Below are 16,353 nucleotides of genomic sequence, written 5' to 3' on the forward strand. Positions count from 1 at the left end.
TTAATGAAATCTGAAATTGGCTTCCGTGAAGGTATTATTTTTAAGAAAAGCTTCGTATTCCGGTGAAAGCTGTTTTCTGCCGTATGTATTTTCTCCGCTCATGCTTCCGAGACGAACTTTATCTCTCCCGAATTTCTTATTCATCGCATCCATCGCTTTCATTACCGGAAGATGCTGGTTCTGTGTATCTTCTTCAAAAAGATTAATTAATCTCTGATCTTCAGGGACAAAATCATTAACGATCACTCCGGCTTTTTTATAATGAAATCCCTCCTTGAAAACAGCCTCAAAAAGTTCATTCACCACCCTTCCTATAAGAATTGAAGAATTGGTAGGGTTCGGAAGAATCTGTGTGACTGCATTTTTATATTCCGGCAGATCTTTCCGGAAGCGGTTGGTCTGCACAAAAACCGTTACCATTTTGCAGCATGTATTTTGTTTTCTCAGGCGCTCAGAGCAATACATTCCGAAAGTTTCTACCCTTTCGCGTACATCTTGTTTATTGGTAAGCATTTCCATAAAACTTCTGGTCACTGCAATAGACTTTTTAGGCGACGGAGCGTCCAGCTCCAGCTGGCGGATTCCTTTCAGCTCATTAATCATTCTCACGCCGTGAATTCCCATCACTTTGCGAACCCATATTTCAGGTTTCTGCAACAGATCCCAGGCTTTATGAACGCCGTTATCATGCATTTTTACGGCAAGCCTGCGGCCGATTCCCCAAACACCACCTATATCTAACCATTTTAAAGCTTTCTCTATTTTTTCAGGGGTGTCTAATATAAATACTCCGTCAAAATTTTCAGGATATTTTTTCACAATCCTATTGGCCACTTTACACAACGTTTTTGTAGGTGCAATACCTATGCTTACCGGAATATTGGCCTCCAGCCTGATTTTGTTTTTGATTTCAGTACAATAATCATGGATATTGATGTATTTATAGCCTGTGAAGTCCAGAAACAGCTCATCAATACTATATACTTCATGATTCAGCACATATGATTTCGCAATCTTAATAACCTGCTGACTTTTAAAATTATACAATTCAAATTTTGCAGAAAAACTTTTTACGTCATGTTCTTTAAAAAGCTCTTTGTATTTAAAAGCCGGCGCAGCCATAGGAATACCGAGATCTTTTGCCTCTTTGCTTCGGGACACAACACATCCGTCGTTGTTGGAAAGTACCACAACGGGTTTGCCTTCAAGCGCAGGGTCTAAAGTCCTTTCACAGGAAACAAAGAAATTATTGCAATCTACCAGAGCATACATGATGAAAAACGGGACAGTTCGATGCACAAAATTAGAACTTTTATAATATAATATTATGTTTAATAGAAATTTTAACATTAAATTTAAATATTTGATATACAGTAATTTAATTTATTTAAACACGTCACGTTTTGTCGCTTACTGCCTATAATTTTGTTTTTCAAAACTTTAAAATTATTGATATGGATAAAATAACATTACAGAGAATTGAAAAGCTTCACCCTTTGGTAAGGGAAGAGGTAAAACAGATTATTAAAGATTGCGACACAGCATTAACAGGAAGAGCGAAGATAAGGATCACACAAGGCCTTAGAAGCTTTGAAGAGCAGGAAAAACTGTACGCTATCGGAAGAATTACTACCGGAAAAAAAGTGACCAATGCCAAAGCCGGGCAAAGCATTCATAATTACGGACTGGCCGTTGATATCTGTCTGATGATCGACGGAAAAACAGCCAGCTGGGATACCGTTAAAGACTGGGACAATGACAGAGTAGCCGACTGGTATGAATGTGTAAAAATTTTCGCTAAATATGGTTGGGACTGGGGCGGAAACTGGAAAACATTTAAAGACCTTCCTCACTTCGAGAAAAAATCTTTGTCTACCGAAAAAGGTACCATCAAAACAAGTTGGAGAACACTTATTAAAATGAAAAGAGATAAAGATGATTATGTGGTATTTTAATTCTCTATTATTTGAAAAATTATTTTAAACACGACAAGTTCTGTCGCTTTCCGCGCCTACTTTTGCTTTAGAGAAACACCAAAACAATCTCTATAAAAAGTTAAAACCAATAGTTATTTCTTCCGGAATCTATTGGTTTTAGTTGTCTAATATTGTCAGGGATTTCTCCAAAAAAAAGTAAAATCAAATGAAAAAGACAACCATTCTTTCTTTGGACGGGGGCGGAATCAGGGGAATAATTACCTGCATTATCCTGCGCTACATAGAAGAACAGCTGCAGAGTCATGATAAGCCGGGCGCTAAACTCGGCGATTATTTTGATTTTGTTGCCGGAAGCAGTACAGGAGGACTTATTGCGTCTATTATTCTATGTCCCGATGAACACCGGAAAGCAAAATATTCCATCCAGAAAGGGCTGGAGCTATATGCTGAAAAAGGTGGCGACATATTCCAGGTTTCTTTTTGGGAAAGACTTGTCAATCCTTTCGGATTGATTAATGAAAAGATATCTCAGGAAGCACTTAAAAAAAACCTGAATGATTTTTTCGGAAATTTAGAATTAAAGGAATTAATAAAACCTTGTTTAATAACAAGCTATGACATCGAGAACAGGAGAGCAAAACTATTCAATTCATGGAAGGCGAGCCTGAGTACGGACAACTTTTATGTAAAAGACGTTTGTAGGGCAACTTCAGCGGCACCAACCTATTTTTCGCCGGTTCAGATCAAGTCGATGTACGGGCAGATCTTCAGTCTGATTGATGGCGGAATGTTTGCAAATAATCCTTCACTCTGTGCTTATGCCGAAGCCCGGAAAATTCCTTTTGCAGAGGTTTTGAAAAATCATCAGAAAACCAATCATCCTGTAGTGAACGACATGATTATTATTTCCATCGGAACCGGTATTGAAGCAAGATCTTATTCTTTCAAAAAGCTGGAAAAAGCCGGAAAAATAAGCTGGGTAAATCCTATTATTGACATTTTAATGTCGGCGAACGCAGAAACAGTAGATTATCAGCTTTGCCAGATGTTCCAGACACTTGGGCAAAGAAACCAGAAAAATTATTACCGCCTCAATCCTTCGTTGAAAAACGCTTCTCCGGCAATGGATAATGTAAGAAGATCAAATATTGAAAATCTTATACAGGCAGGTTTAAGTTATATTGATGACAACAGAGAGATCCTAAATCAAATCGTTCAAAAGCTGATCAAAAATAAAATATAAGCCCTTTTGCTTATAAACCCAACAAATAAGCTATAAACCTTATAATTTAAATTTTAAAAATTTATTTTTTTATACGTCAAGTTCTGTCGCCACGGTAAAGTATTTTTGAATTAGGATTAAAAACAATAACCAAAAGACTAAATACCATGAAAAATATTCTACAGCGCTGTAGTTTTTATTTAGAAAATTCAATAGCCGGAATTCCCGGACTATAAAACCTCAGACATATTCAATTCTTAAGATTCAGCTTCCAAAGCTGAACAGGATATGTATTACCCAATAATATCAGTTTGCTAGCACTGCTATAATCAATTTATTAACCATTTAAAAACCCATTAACATTATGGCAACAAATTTAGTACAAGAATTAAACAGCTTGGATTTCAGTGTTTATATCGGCGGTCCGTTACAGGCTGCGGTAAAAGCGCAACATGACGCATCCATCTCTCAGGTGAACTTCATTAAAGAAGTAGGTTTCACTCCGGGAACCAGCGGACAGCCTGATCTATTAAAGTATGTAGATTTTAATTACAAAAAATCAGTTCCTAATCCGGATTATGATTCAACAGCAACAAGTGGGACAGCAAGCAACCCGTTCATTGATTCAGAAGTTAATCTGAAAGTTCCTTTTCTGGCAATGCTTACTATTCCTGCTTTGAGAATTGATGAACTTACCATTGATTTCAACGCTAAATTAAACTCTGTGGAAACTCAGAATGTTTCAAGTGAATTCAGTGGTTCTGCAAGCATAAGTGCAAAATTCTGGAAAGTGAAGTTTAATGCATCTGCATCATACAAAAAAACTTCATCAAGCACTTCAACAACCGAAAGGACATACACTTTAGGTGTTCATGTAAAAGCGGTAAACGACGAATTGCCGGCCGGGCTTGCAAGAGTTATGGATATGTTGGAAGACAGCATTTCCGCAGTCAACAATTAATCTTTTTTTGGATGGTTGCTCATGCAGCCATCCTTTTCTATCATCCTATTAACTTAAAAAAAAACATCATGCCAAAATTAAATGAATACCTGGGAGGAATTATTTCAGAAATTGCTTCTTCCCGAAAAATGGCCGACTTGCAGACACTGGAGATTGCAAGAGAATACGCAGCAGACGACATGCTGAAAAATTTTTCAATCCCGAGAATGAAAATAGGAACTGTAGACCTTACTATTCCTTTTGCCCAAGGTGGAGTTTTGCCCATTCTCAAGCTGAGAGATTTCGCTTATGATGAAATTACCAAAGTGATGAAAACAGGCTACATTGCTTCTGATACTTCAAATGATCAGAAACTCAAGGCTTTTTTGATTGATATGGAAGTGTATTATGATGATATTATTGATCAAATAAAAAAAGAAAATACCCCGACTCTTACTGCAGAACAGGAAAAAAAATTCGATATCATTCCAGAATATATTACGGAGTTCTGTTTAAGTCTACCAAATTTCAAATGGGACCAGGTAAAATCTGAGGTACTACAGAAAAGCCTTAGAGACCGCACGCTTCTTGAAGCCAGAAAAATCATTGAAAAAGTGGAAGAAAATGAAATCATCGTAGAGGCAAGCAAACTCATGAGCATCGACCCCAAGTACCTCATCTATGCAAAAATGAGTGTAAGCGAATCCGGAATGGAATGGTCACGATACGAAGATATCAACGGAAATATTATTGAAACTTTAATTCCTGAATAATGAGAAAATCACAGTTTATTTTGGTAAGCCAGCTCAAAGAAAAACTGCTGGAGTTTCCCGGGATCGTTTCTTCTCTTGAAAAAAAAGATCCTTACTTCGTCGACAAAGTAATGTTCTGGCTGAAATCTTCAGAAGACATCTTCTCTACTTACAATATCAGCGAAGTATCTGAACTGGCGGGTTTCAGGAGCAAAATAATTGCTGCAAGAATGACAGAAGGAAGAGGGACAAACATCAAAAAAAATCAGGTAAAAACAGCCGCCGGAATCTTATATGATGTCCAGAATACCGTACTCACCGTACTAACGCCTTATGAGAAAAAGATGAACGATTGTCGGGAAATTGTAAAGCAGCTACTGGCACTTACCGCTCAGACTCACACGCAGATTTACGATCAAAGCCTCCCATTTGAAGATTTCATCAGGAAAATCTGGATTTATATTTTATCTGACAACGATCTCAGGATGGGCGCAGTCAGACTCAAATCATCACTCTCGGAAATGGATATTCTTATGCTGATGAGCGACGAAATAGAATTAAACGACTTTACCTAAAAAATAACTCAGTTTTGAGTTATTTTTTTTATCACGTCAAGTTCTGTCGCTACCCGATTATACCTTTGAATCAGAATTAATAACCATGAAAACATCAAATAATACTCTCAGTCCCGAGTCTGATTCTTACCTCAAACAAAAAATTATAGCCCAATACAAAACTCACTCTATGGAAACACAAAATCATAATTCAGATATTGTTTTTAATGAAGATATCTACACCATCGACTGGGCCGAGATCGAAAACACAGACATAGATTACGAAAACTACCTGAGTGATATTGAAACTTTCTTCAGAGAAGATTTCAAAAATGATATTCTGGAGAAAGATATGTGACGCACATCCTACAGTTCTTACCTAAAGCCTATTTGTTAATACCGCAAAAGGATAAATTATCAAAAATAACTTCTAAAACTTATCCACAAAAATAAAACACGACACCTTTTGTCGCATTAAGCCCATATATTTGTGTCAGAAACTTTTAATAATGAAAAAAGACTTTTACCTGACAAGATATGCTTTAATCATCAAAAGATTAGAAAGTTCTCCTGCTACGTATGGGCAGCTGGAGGAGTATCTGCTCAACTCTTTCGAATTTCAGGATGCAGACATTAAAAGCTATTCGATCCGCACTCTGCAGAGAGATATCCGTGAGATTTCTGATCTTTTCAACCTGTCTATCCACAACAAAAAGAAGGGAGATAACCGATATTATATCGAAAGCCGCCCCATTATGGAAGTCGACGAATACAACCAGAAATTACTCGAATCTTTCCAGGTAAGCAATGCCCTGAACCTTCATCCGGATTTTTCAGATTTTATCTTTTTTGAAAGCAGAAAGCCCACCGGAGTTGAACATTTCTATGATCTTTTTTTCGCGATCAGAAACAAAAGAATTGTTTCCTTTGAACACTACAATTACAAAAATAAGCTGATGACCTCCCGTAAAGTTCATCCCTTAGCGTTGAAAGAATCCAAAGACAGATGGTATCTCATCGCCATTGACACGAAAGATAAAGCGCTGAAATCTTTTGGACTGGACAGGATTAATTATCTTGATGTAAGCGACAAACAGTTCAGGGAAAAATATAAATACAATTTCAGAGAACATTTTAAAAATGCTTTCGGTGTCATGAATCTTACCGCTCAAAATCCTCAGAAAATTGTTCTGAAATGCAGCAGACATCAGGGAGAATATATTAAAAGTTTCCCACTTCACCAGTCTCAGAAAGAAACAAAAGAAACACCGGAAGAGATGTTTTTTGAATTCTTTCTGCATCCTACGTATGATTTTATGCAGGAAATTTTATCCTACGGAAAAGAAGTGCAGGTTTTGGAACCTAAAGGCTTAGTTGATGAGATCAGAAAACATTTGCAGGAGTCGTTGAACAGCTATCTTGAAAACTGAAAATGTAAGATATTTTGAGTACATTTACATAAATATATCCAAGTGAAACTCCTTTTTCTGTATCTTTTTTGCTTTATCCCTGCCTTGTGTTTTTCGCAGCAAACCGAAGATTTCAGGCTCGTAAAGCAATACTACAACCAGCACCGTTCCATGCTGGGCACCGAGTTCAAGAAAAAGTTTGATACCGAGACAGATAATTTTCGGAAATTTTCTATAAAACAGGATTATTTGCTCTTCATGCAAAAGATGGACAGTATTGAAAATGTTGCCCTGACCGGCGTTTTATTAAAGACAAAAAACCTGGAAGATCTTTCCAGACTCAACCTGATTAAAACCGATTCTTCTGCGAAAGCTCCCATTATTACGTCATCAGCGATCGATAAAACAGCAGATTATCCCGGAGGAATTAATGAACTCCGAAAAGAGGTTGCGGATCTTTTTTATCTCGGAGGCGTCTATTCAGAAATTAAAACCGTAAAAGCAATCGTAGCCTTCATCGTTGAAAAAGATGGTACTATCACTCATGTTGAAGCGCAGGGAGATAACTTCACGTTCAACAGACAGGCCGAAATCGCACTGTATTCGGTTTCGCAGAAGTTTTCTCCGGCAATCGTCAATGGCAACCCGGTGAGATATCGTTTCAGGCTTCCTTTAACGATGAATATTGAATAATTTTTATGAAGAAATATTTCTCTTTCCTTTCTATCTTAATACTCAGTTTTTACAGTTCACAACAAACAGAGGGATTGCGGCTTATCAAGGAAAAATATGCTCTTGAATTTGAAAATATCATATCCAGATACAAAGATATTACTACTGTAAAACTCTCAAAAAAAGAGCTCAAAGCCCTTCATTTGCTAAAGGAAAAAGAGTTAAATGCTCTGGAATTTAAAAGAAATGATGAATATTTAACGGAGCTTGCTAACATACAATCAAATCCGCCTGTTGTTCATTTTGATCCTAAAACCATTCAGCCGATTCCTCTTAATTTAAATTTTGACTAAAATGTTTACCGACGAATATTTCATGAAAATGGCGCTTAGCGAAGCCGAACTCGCTCTGGAGAAGGACGAAGTCCCGATTGGCTGTGTCGTAGTATCCAATAATCGTGTTATTGCTAGGGCCCACAATCTTACCGAAACATTAAATGACGTTACCGCTCATGCAGAAATGCAGGCCATTACTTCCGCCGCGAATTTTCTTGGCGGAAAATACTTAAAAGATTGCACGCTTTATGTAACGCTGGAACCCTGCGTAATGTGTTCGGGAGCATTATCATGGGCGCAGATCTCAAAAGTAGTGATCGGAGCAAGAGACGAGCAACGCGGCTTTATCAATAAACATCTTTCCCTGCATCCCAAAACAGAAATCGTAACAGGAATTATGGAAAATGAATGCTCTTCGATTGTAAAAGAATTCTTTAAATCAAAAAGATAGATTTAGATTAAGGTTGTTGAGGTTGAAATTTAGTAACTCGTATAAATGATTCAGCCGTAGAAAACAATTTTATTAGCTTTGCTTTAACCTTAGCCTCAACCTCACTCTACAAATCTTTTCCTAAAAAGTAAAGTCCTTTCAACGTGTGAAGCCTGTCCATCACATGGATTTTATCCGTAAGAGGTTTATAAACATGAGAAACTCCACCTGTTGCTACTACAAAACAGCTGTCTTCCACCTCATCATTGATCCTGTCGATAAAACCTTCCACCATTCCCAGAAAGCCATAGACCATTCCGCTTTGCATACAGGTTACGGTATCTAATCCCAAAACCGTTTTTGGTTTTACGAGTTCGATTTCCGGAAGCTGGGCCGTCTGACTGATAAGTGAATTTAAAGCAGTAATAATCCCCGGAGCAATGATGACCCCTAATGTTTCTCCATTTTCTGCAACACAGCTTGCTGTAAGTGCCGTTCCAAAGTCTAATACAATCTTCTTTCTGTCCGGATACATATTGTGAGCCGCCACAAGATTGGCATAAATATCAGTCCCCATCTGTTTAGATTTTGCCTGAACCCCGGAAGGAGTATTCCGGTCAACAATCACCGGGCTGATATCATGAATCTTACGGATAGCCGCACTCATTACTTTTGTAAGCTGAGGCACTACTGATCCTACAATTACTTTATCAATTTCTTTTGGTTCAATTTTATAGGTTTGATACAGCAGCATCATCTGAACATATAATTCATCTGCCGTTCTGTAAGGTTTGGTATTGATCACCCATGAAATATCACAGTTGTCATCATTAAAAAGACCAAATCTTATATTGCTGTTTCCTACATTAATTACGATCGAATTCATTTATTTACTGTAAAGTGGAATCTCTATTATTTAAGGCATTAAATTTAATGATTTTAATATAAGCGAAAAGCGAATTCATCAGGAATCATTTTATTAAGAGGATTATCGTCGTTTAATAAATAGTGAGGAACCTGAAACAATTTTTATCTTCATCCAAACAGCCTCGTTCGAACTAAATAATTCTGCCGAAAGGTTAAAATAAGGTTGTTTTAAATAAATTACATGATACATTAGAATACCATCTGTTTTAAGCAAAAATCCCCGAAAAAAAATTTCAGGGATCATTTTCTATAGAGGAATGATTATTTCACTTCAACAACATTATCTTCCAGATTCACGTCTGCCAGTCTTTGACTAAGATCAATTACTAAAGCTGACAACTGAGATTTGCTGTAAGGAACGGTGATCGTATATTCTTTTTGAGTCCAAGGCCAGTAAGGCATTGTTTTGAACTCTCCATACAGATCTTTTTCTTTCCATGTATGCGTCATGTTCATCGGGATCTGATAATTAACCAGCTTATTATCTTTCGTCACCACACTGAAATCTATCGGCATCGGAATCTGCCCATTATTGACCAATGTAATGGTGGTAGACTTCTCATCGTACTTCACATCTTTGATTCCGTAGTCGATCGTTTTAGTTGTATTGATCCAGTAATGCTGAAACCACTTCAGATCCATCCCCGAAACCTGCTGCGCAATATGCAGAAAATCTCTGTCGGTAGGATGTTTCAATACCCATTGATCGTAGTATTGCTTTAATGTTTCCGCTAAATTTTGCTCCCCCATAATATATCCCAGCTGTACCAGGTACAATTCTCCTTTTACATAAGAGGCATACGTATAGGAAGTACCGTTGTCGTGGTGATCTCCCAGCCAGACTGCCGGCTCTTCAATTCCTTTTTTAATAAAATTTCTGTAGGCATTGATTGAATTCACAAAAGGATTCGGAAGTTCTTTTGCCGGAGGAAACAACTGGTTCATCACAAACCCTTCCGCATAACTTGTAAACCCTTCATCCATCCACGGTCGCAGTGGTTCGTTGGTAGCCAGCATCTGCTGATACCATGAGTGTGCGCCTTCGTGAGCCATTAGCCCCATTAATCCTTCGATATTTTTAGCTTCTCCCAAAATCATGGTACACATTCCGTATTCCATACCGCCGTCGCCACCCTGAATAAATGCGTAGGCAGGATAAACATATTTTCCGAAGTGGGAATTCATTAACTGATAATATTTTGTAAGATATGGCTGTGCTTCTTCCCATACTTTTGTTTTGTCGTTGTTCTGATACACAAGGAAAACTTTTGGACCTTGGGGAACATCAAAACTTTTTACGATATAATCTTTGTCCGCAGCCCAGGCAAAATCGAGAATGTTTTTTGCCGTCCATTTCCAGGTCGCTTTATTTTTATCTGCTTTAATTTTTGCATTCGCATCGTATCCTTTTACTTCTGCAGGATTTTCAAGAATTCCGCCTGCTCCGATCACGTAGTCTTTATTTATTTTAATCGTTACATCAAAATCAGCAAACGGTGCATGAAATTCTCTTCCGATGTAGTCGAAGGTTGCCCAGCCATCATAATCATATTCCGCAATTTTCGGATACCATTGCGTCATCGTCATATCCACTCCTTCTTTATTATTTCTTCCGCTTCTTCTGATCTGCTGTGGAATGACAGCATCCCATTCGAGGGTAAACGTTGTTGATGAATTTGGCTTAATCGGTTCTGCCAAATATACTTTCATCACGGTTTCCTGAACTTCAAACTTCAGGTTTTTACCGTTTTGTTTGATCCAGTGGATATTTTGTGCGCCTTCCTGATCTTTTGGGATGGAAGCCAGTCTTGAAATTCCATCTTTCTGCAATCGCGAATCACCGTTTTTTCCCTGTGCAGCCACGCGCTGATCCATCATAGAATTAGGTTTAAAAGCATTCCAGTATAAATGAAAATATACTACATTAAGCTCGTCCGGTGAGTTATTTTTATAGTCTAAAGTCTGTTTACCTTCGTAAGTGAATTTTTCAGCATTCACATCAATATCCATCTTATACTTCGCATTCTGCTGATAATAAAGCCCCCGCTGAGCCTGAAACTGAGAAATGATAAACGCAAACAGGATTGCAACCAATTTTTTCATTTAAAATTTTATTTTTTTTAAAGATATGTATTTAAAATAAGAACTCAAATGTGGAGTTATTGTTGAGATTTTGGATTACATTAACGTATTTAATTATTGAATTCTCCCGCTGATTTTGCAGATTACGCAGATTTTCAACTCAAACATCTGCCCGATTTGTTTGATCTGCGAGATATATTAAACACAAATAAAATTCGTGTTATTCGTGAAGATATTTGTGCAATTTGTGTTTAGCTCAAAAGCTTCCTGATCAAAGTAATTTGTCCTAAATGATAATAGCAATGCTCGATCATTCCGTCAATATTCCTGAGATAGGTTCCGTATTTTTCATCCACAAAAGATTCATTCATTTTAGAATCAGGCATCTGTTCCAGCAGGATTGCAAATTTTTCGGCATCGTTCCATAATTTATTCTTAAGATTTCCCCACTGTTCCTGAGATTCAACCGGAGGAAGATCAAAGCTGTATTTATCCCTTATTTCGAGATCACCGCCTTCAAAAACATTTATCAATCCCGAGATATAATAATCTATATGAAAGGTAAGCATGGCGATGGTATTCAGGGAACCTACCTTTTTTGTAGCCACGTCCCAGGTGACATCAGAAAGCTGATCTTTAAAATTGGTATTGGCAATCCACAGACCATCCAGCAATACTTCTCTGAATCTTTTGGCCAATTGTAAAGTTGTACTCATTTGTTTATTTTTTTAAAGATAATTATTTTTTGCTTGTGTTGATTTATCTAAAGAAACCACAGATCTCACTGATTTACGCAGATGATTGCGGATATTTTAATAAGTAAATGCGGCACATTCCTAATGCAATCTATGAAAATCGTAGAAAATAAAATCCTCCAAGATTTTGAAACCTTGAAGGATTAAATATCGCTAATATAATTTTTAAATTATTTTTTAGCAGAAATTTCTTTCTTTCCGCTTTGCAGGATCTTTTCTAAGATTCTTAATGTAATAAGATAGGTTGGCTTTACACCCGTCAGTCCCAGACCACCTGAAGAAAGCGTACTTCCCGTTTCCAGAGGATTATCAGATGCATAATAAGCATACATGACAAACAGATCCGGCGTAATGTGATGCCTGATTTTAGAAGCTACCTGAATTGCTTTCTGATAATGCGCGCCTTCCATTTCGAGTCCGATTGCTTTCCATGAAGTATTCATAAAATAAGAAAGAATATCCCTGTTTTGAAGCGAAGTTCCCAAAACAGTAATCATCGGACCTTCAAAAGCCTGTAATTCATCATCTTTAAAATCTTCCAGTTTTAAAGCATTTTCAAAAGGATAATTGTCTGCTGTTCCTTCAAAAATATGTGATGTGGGAATCATAATATCTCCTTTTGCGCCGGCAAGAATCCCGGCTTTTCCCATGATGGAAACAGATTTCACTTTCATCATATACACTTCACCTTTATGCTCAAAAGGTCTCAGAAGCTCATCCATCACTTCAAAAGCCTGTTCTCCGAAAGCATAATCGAAAACCATGATCACGTCATCGCCTCCGAATTTGATATCCTGAAACGGTGTATTTTTAAGATTGGTCTTGCTGAGATCAATGATCTGAACATCGATATTACTTCCGCTTTTATCGTTAATATAGATCATGTCCTGCTCCACAGCATATTTTGAAACTTTATCACGAAGCTCTTTCTTATCCGAAATTTCTCCGTACATTTTGTAGTCTACCTGATGATCCTTTTTCTTTAGGGCTTCATTCGCGTAAAGCATATTTTTCACCGAATGCATATTGGCAGAAATAATATGAAGCGGGCGCATATGAAGATCATTTTCATATAACACTTCTTTCACTTTATTGGCCCACTTTTCACCGAAATAGTGATGTCCTACTCTTTCCCTTAAAATGGCACTGAAGTGAATCTCGCGTTCTCTAGTCTGTTTAGCATCTTCAAGACTTACTTTTGCCAGGTTATAGATAATTTTAAACAAACGATCCGGATTACTGTCTTCCCCGAATGTATTATATGCATTTAATGTTTCATCAAATGTTCTTCCTATTAAAGAAGACAGGTGAATTAAGGCTACTTCCTTTTCCTTTCTGCTGAACTTCTTTTCACCTTTCACCACTTCCTCAATGATTTTGAAAGCACGTGTCGGCTTCCAGTTTTCATCCTGTATGAATGCTAAATTTCTGATTTTATCTGCCTCTATAAAAAGGAATGTTAAATGGGTAAGAATGTCATAGATTTCAGAACGCCCCAGAAGAACTTCAATATTCATCTGATGCTCATCAATCCGGTAACAGTTTCTTCTTCTCTTTTTAGGCACGATCGGCTCGAAACTTCCTTTATCAAATCCTTCATCCGATGTAAGATGAATGAAAGCACATTCTTCAATTCCTTCAGGAAGCCTGTCTAATACATACATCAAGCCGTTCAGTTCCAGTTTACTCGGCACATTCATACTTCCGTAGATCTCCGGATTGATGGTCTTCAACAAACTTCTGATACTGTCTCCCGAAACACCGGCAGGTTTAAAAAAACCTCTGTAAAAGAGGTGTCTCATAGAAATATACAATCTTTCGATTGCTTCCGTTGTTTCTCTTGCTCTAGAATTTGTCATAAAATAAATTTCACACAAATATACAAAATCTCCGCTCAAATTATTTTAAGTATCTTTTAATAAAAGGTTTAACATAATAATGCTTATCTTTATTCCACGGTTATTCATTTAAATATTTTCTGATTTAATTTTTAACCTAGAAAACCCATTCACCCCTTCAAAAATATAAATGCCTGTTTAAATTTTTTGTTAAATTTTAATTCACCCCTTAAATTTCCAGGGTAAAAATATTTTTTATTCATTTTTTTCGTAAATTTGCCCCGTAAAAATCAAACCTAATATGTCAACTTTAAGATTCAAAGCGTTAGAAACTTTACCATTCAAGGACTTTAGAAGAGATAATTCCGTTGAAGTTCCCGTAAAATTGTCAGAATTGTTCTGCCAAAATGTTTTCTCAGAAGAAACAATGAGAGAATATTTAACAAAAGAAGCATTCAATTCTATTTTGGATGCGATGAAAAAAGGAACGAAAATCCAGAGACACATCGCAGACCAGGTAGCAGTAGCGATGAAAGACTGGGCAATGAGCAAAGGAGTGACTCATTACACTCACTGGTTCCAGCCTTTAACGGGTAGCACTGCTGAAAAACATGATTCTTTCTTTACCCCTATCGAAGGCGGAAGAGCAATCGAAAGATTCAGCGGAAACTTATTGATCCAGCAGGAGCCGGATGCGTCTTCTTTTCCGAATGGCGGTATCAGAAACACTTTTGAAGCGAGAGGTTATACAGCTTGGGATCCTACATCTCCGGCATTTATCATGGGAACGACTTTATGTATTCCTTCTATTTTTATCTCTTACACCGGAGAAACTTTAGATTATAAAGCGCCTCTTTTAAGAGCATTGAATGCGGTAGACGAAGCTGCAACCAACGTCATGCAGTATTTTGACAAAAACGTAACGAAAGTAACGCCTACCTTAGGCTGGGAGCAGGAATATTTCCTGGTAGATTCAGCATTGTTCCAATCTCGTCCGGATTTGGTTTTAACGGGAAAAACTTTGTTAGGCCATTCTCCTGCAAAAGGACAGCAGCTGGATGACCATTATTTCGGTTCAATTCCTACAAGAGTCATGAATTTCATGAAAGAGTTGGAAATCGAATGTATGAAATTGGGAATTCCGGTTACTACAAGACACAACGAAGTTGCTCCAAACCAATTTGAGCTGGCTCCGATGTTTGAAGAAGTAAACGTTGCTGTTGACCACAACTCTTTGTTGATGGATGTAATGGCAAGAATCGCTCACAGACACCATTTCCATATTTTGTTCCATGAAAAACCTTTCGCAGGGGTAAACGGAAGCGGAAAACACAATAACTGGTCTTTAGCAACAGATACAGGAGAAAACCTTTTAAGTCCCGGAAAAAACCCGAAGAAAAACTTACAGTTCTTAACGTTCTTCGTGAATACGATCAAAGCAGTACACGAATATGCGGATCTATTAAGAGCAAGCATCGCGTCTGCAAGCAATGACCACAGATTAGGTGCTAATGAAGCTCCGCCGGCAATTATTTCCGTATTCATCGGAAGCCAGCTGTTCAGAGTTCTGGAAGAGCTTGAAAAAGTAAAAGAAGGAAAACTTTCTCCTGATGAAAAGACAGACCTTAAATTAAATGTAGTTGGAAAAATTCCTGAAATATTGTTGGACAACACCGACAGAAACAGAACTTCTCCGTTTGCGTTTACAGGAAATAAATTTGAAATCAGAGCGGTTGGATCTTCTGCCAACTGTGCAGAATCTATGACGGTAATGAACACCATCGCAGCAAAACAGCTTCGTGATTTCAAAAAAGAGGTTGATGCATTAATTGAAAAAGGCCTTAAAAAAGACGAAGCGATCTTCAATGTACTAAGAGAATACATCAAACAATGTAAAAATATCATGTTTGAAGGTGACGGATATTCCGACGACTGGGCAAAAGAAGCTGAAAAGAGAGGTTTAAATAACTTAAAAACCACTCCGGAAGCACTTAAACAGGAGATGGATGAGAAGTTTTTAGCACTTTACGAAGAACTGGGAATCTTCACTCACAGAGAAGTTGAAGCAAGAAACGAAATCAAATTAGAAAAATATTCAACAGTTATTGATATTGAAGCAAGAGTATTAAGTGATATCGCAAGAAACCACATTATTCCTTCCGCTTTGAATTACCAGAACAGACTGATTGAAAACGTAAAAGGTCTTAAAGATATCTTTGGAGACAAGGAATTTAAAAGCCTTGCAAAAGAGCAGATGAGCCTGATCACGAGTATTTCTGAAAATGTATCTAAGATCAAATTGGGCGTTGAAGATCTTATCCAGGCCAGAGAAGAAGCAAAAGCAGTTTCTGAAAGCCAAAAGCAGGCGGAAGATTACTGTAATAAAGTAAAGCCTTTATTTGACGTAATCAGAGACGCATCAGATGCTCTGGAAATGATGGTAGATGATGAGCTTTGGCCGATGACCAAGTATAGAGAAATGTTATTTACAAAGTAACAT

General features: G+C 37.4%; 16 protein-coding genes. 11 read left to right on the forward strand and 5 right to left on the reverse strand.

Annotated elements, in window-relative coordinates; translation table 11 throughout:
• Complete coding sequence (locus ACWNCI_RS13805; RefSeq protein ID WP_449388740.1) at positions 1-1,299, reverse strand: Y-family DNA polymerase; 1,299 nt, start codon at positions 1,297-1,299, stop codon at positions 1-3.
• Between the two features lie 155 nt (positions 1,300-1,454).
• On the opposite strand from ACWNCI_RS13805, the gene ACWNCI_RS13810 reads away from it, so the two are divergent.
• From ACWNCI_RS13810 to ACWNCI_RS13855, 10 genes are all read left to right on the forward strand, one after another.
• On the forward strand, positions 1,455-1,955 hold the full coding sequence (locus ACWNCI_RS13810) for a M15 family metallopeptidase (RefSeq protein WP_449388741.1): 501 nt from the start codon (positions 1,455-1,457) through the stop codon (positions 1,953-1,955).
• Between the two features lie 187 nt (positions 1,956-2,142).
• Positions 2,143-3,180, forward strand: a complete 1,038-nt coding sequence (locus tag ACWNCI_RS13815; protein ID WP_449388742.1) for a patatin-like phospholipase family protein — start codon at positions 2,143-2,145, stop codon at positions 3,178-3,180.
• Positions 3,181-3,523: 343 nt separating this feature from the next.
• The gene (locus ACWNCI_RS13820; protein ID WP_449388743.1) at positions 3,524-4,120 is read left to right on the forward strand and encodes a DUF2589 domain-containing protein; all 597 of its coding nucleotides are present in this window, start codon (positions 3,524-3,526) and stop codon (positions 4,118-4,120) included.
• 68 nt (positions 4,121-4,188) lie between these two features.
• Entirely contained in the window at positions 4,189-4,872 is a 684-nt protein-coding gene (locus tag ACWNCI_RS13825; protein WP_346983776.1) for a hypothetical protein, read from the forward strand.
• A complete protein-coding gene (locus ACWNCI_RS13830; protein ID WP_449388744.1) occupies positions 4,872-5,426 on the forward strand; it encodes a hypothetical protein in 555 nt (184 codons plus the stop codon). The genes ACWNCI_RS13825 and ACWNCI_RS13830 overlap by 1 nt, the downstream gene beginning before the upstream one ends.
• A gap of 169 nt (positions 5,427-5,595) precedes the next feature.
• Positions 5,596-5,763 carry a hypothetical protein gene (locus tag ACWNCI_RS13835; RefSeq protein WP_449388745.1) on the forward strand — a complete coding sequence of 56 codons (168 nt, stop codon included), beginning with the start codon at positions 5,596-5,598 and terminating at the stop codon, positions 5,761-5,763.
• Between the two features lie 151 nt (positions 5,764-5,914).
• Positions 5,915-6,835 (forward strand): helix-turn-helix transcriptional regulator, encoded by a 921-nt coding sequence (locus ACWNCI_RS13840; RefSeq protein ID WP_346983773.1) that lies wholly within the window; start codon positions 5,915-5,917, stop codon positions 6,833-6,835.
• A gap of 42 nt (positions 6,836-6,877) precedes the next feature.
• On the forward strand, positions 6,878-7,507 hold the full coding sequence (locus tag ACWNCI_RS13845; protein ID WP_449388746.1) for an energy transducer TonB: 630 nt from the start codon (positions 6,878-6,880) through the stop codon (positions 7,505-7,507).
• A 5-nt stretch (positions 7,508-7,512) separates the two neighbouring features.
• On the forward strand, positions 7,513-7,839 hold the full coding sequence (locus ACWNCI_RS13850; protein ID WP_449388747.1) for a hypothetical protein: 327 nt from the start codon (positions 7,513-7,515) through the stop codon (positions 7,837-7,839).
• A gap of 1 nt (position 7,840) precedes the next feature.
• Positions 7,841-8,272 (forward strand): nucleoside deaminase, encoded by a 432-nt coding sequence (locus ACWNCI_RS13855; RefSeq protein ID WP_346983770.1) that lies wholly within the window; start codon positions 7,841-7,843, stop codon positions 8,270-8,272.
• A gap of 106 nt (positions 8,273-8,378) precedes the next feature.
• Here the strand turns inward: ACWNCI_RS13855 and ACWNCI_RS13860 are convergent, their stop codons facing one another.
• The 4 genes from ACWNCI_RS13860 to ACWNCI_RS13875 all read right to left on the reverse strand — a co-directional run bounded on the left by ACWNCI_RS13860 (position 8,379) and on the right by ACWNCI_RS13875 (position 13,874).
• Entirely contained in the window at positions 8,379-9,137 is a 759-nt protein-coding gene (locus tag ACWNCI_RS13860; RefSeq protein WP_346983769.1) for a type III pantothenate kinase, read from the reverse strand.
• Between the two features lie 302 nt (positions 9,138-9,439).
• On the reverse strand, positions 9,440-11,281 hold the full coding sequence (locus tag ACWNCI_RS13865; RefSeq protein ID WP_449388748.1) for a M1 family metallopeptidase: 1,842 nt from the start codon (positions 11,279-11,281) through the stop codon (positions 9,440-9,442).
• Positions 11,282-11,511: 230 nt separating this feature from the next.
• Positions 11,512-11,976: a DUF1572 domain-containing protein gene (locus ACWNCI_RS13870; protein ID WP_449388749.1), complete on the reverse strand. Its 465-nt coding sequence runs from the start codon at positions 11,974-11,976 to the stop codon at positions 11,512-11,514.
• A 209-nt stretch (positions 11,977-12,185) separates the two neighbouring features.
• The gene (locus ACWNCI_RS13875) at positions 12,186-13,874 is read right to left on the reverse strand and encodes a DUF6909 family protein (protein ID WP_449388750.1); all 1,689 of its coding nucleotides are present in this window, start codon (positions 13,872-13,874) and stop codon (positions 12,186-12,188) included.
• A 280-nt stretch (positions 13,875-14,154) separates the two neighbouring features.
• Here ACWNCI_RS13875 and ACWNCI_RS13880 point away from each other — a divergent pair, with 280 nt between their 5' ends.
• Positions 14,155-16,350 carry a glutamine synthetase III family protein gene (locus ACWNCI_RS13880; RefSeq protein WP_449388751.1) on the forward strand — a complete coding sequence of 732 codons (2,196 nt, stop codon included), beginning with the start codon at positions 14,155-14,157 and terminating at the stop codon, positions 16,348-16,350.
• Positions 16,351-16,353 lie beyond the last annotated feature (3 nt).

Source organism: Chryseobacterium lineare, from assembly GCF_977014045.1.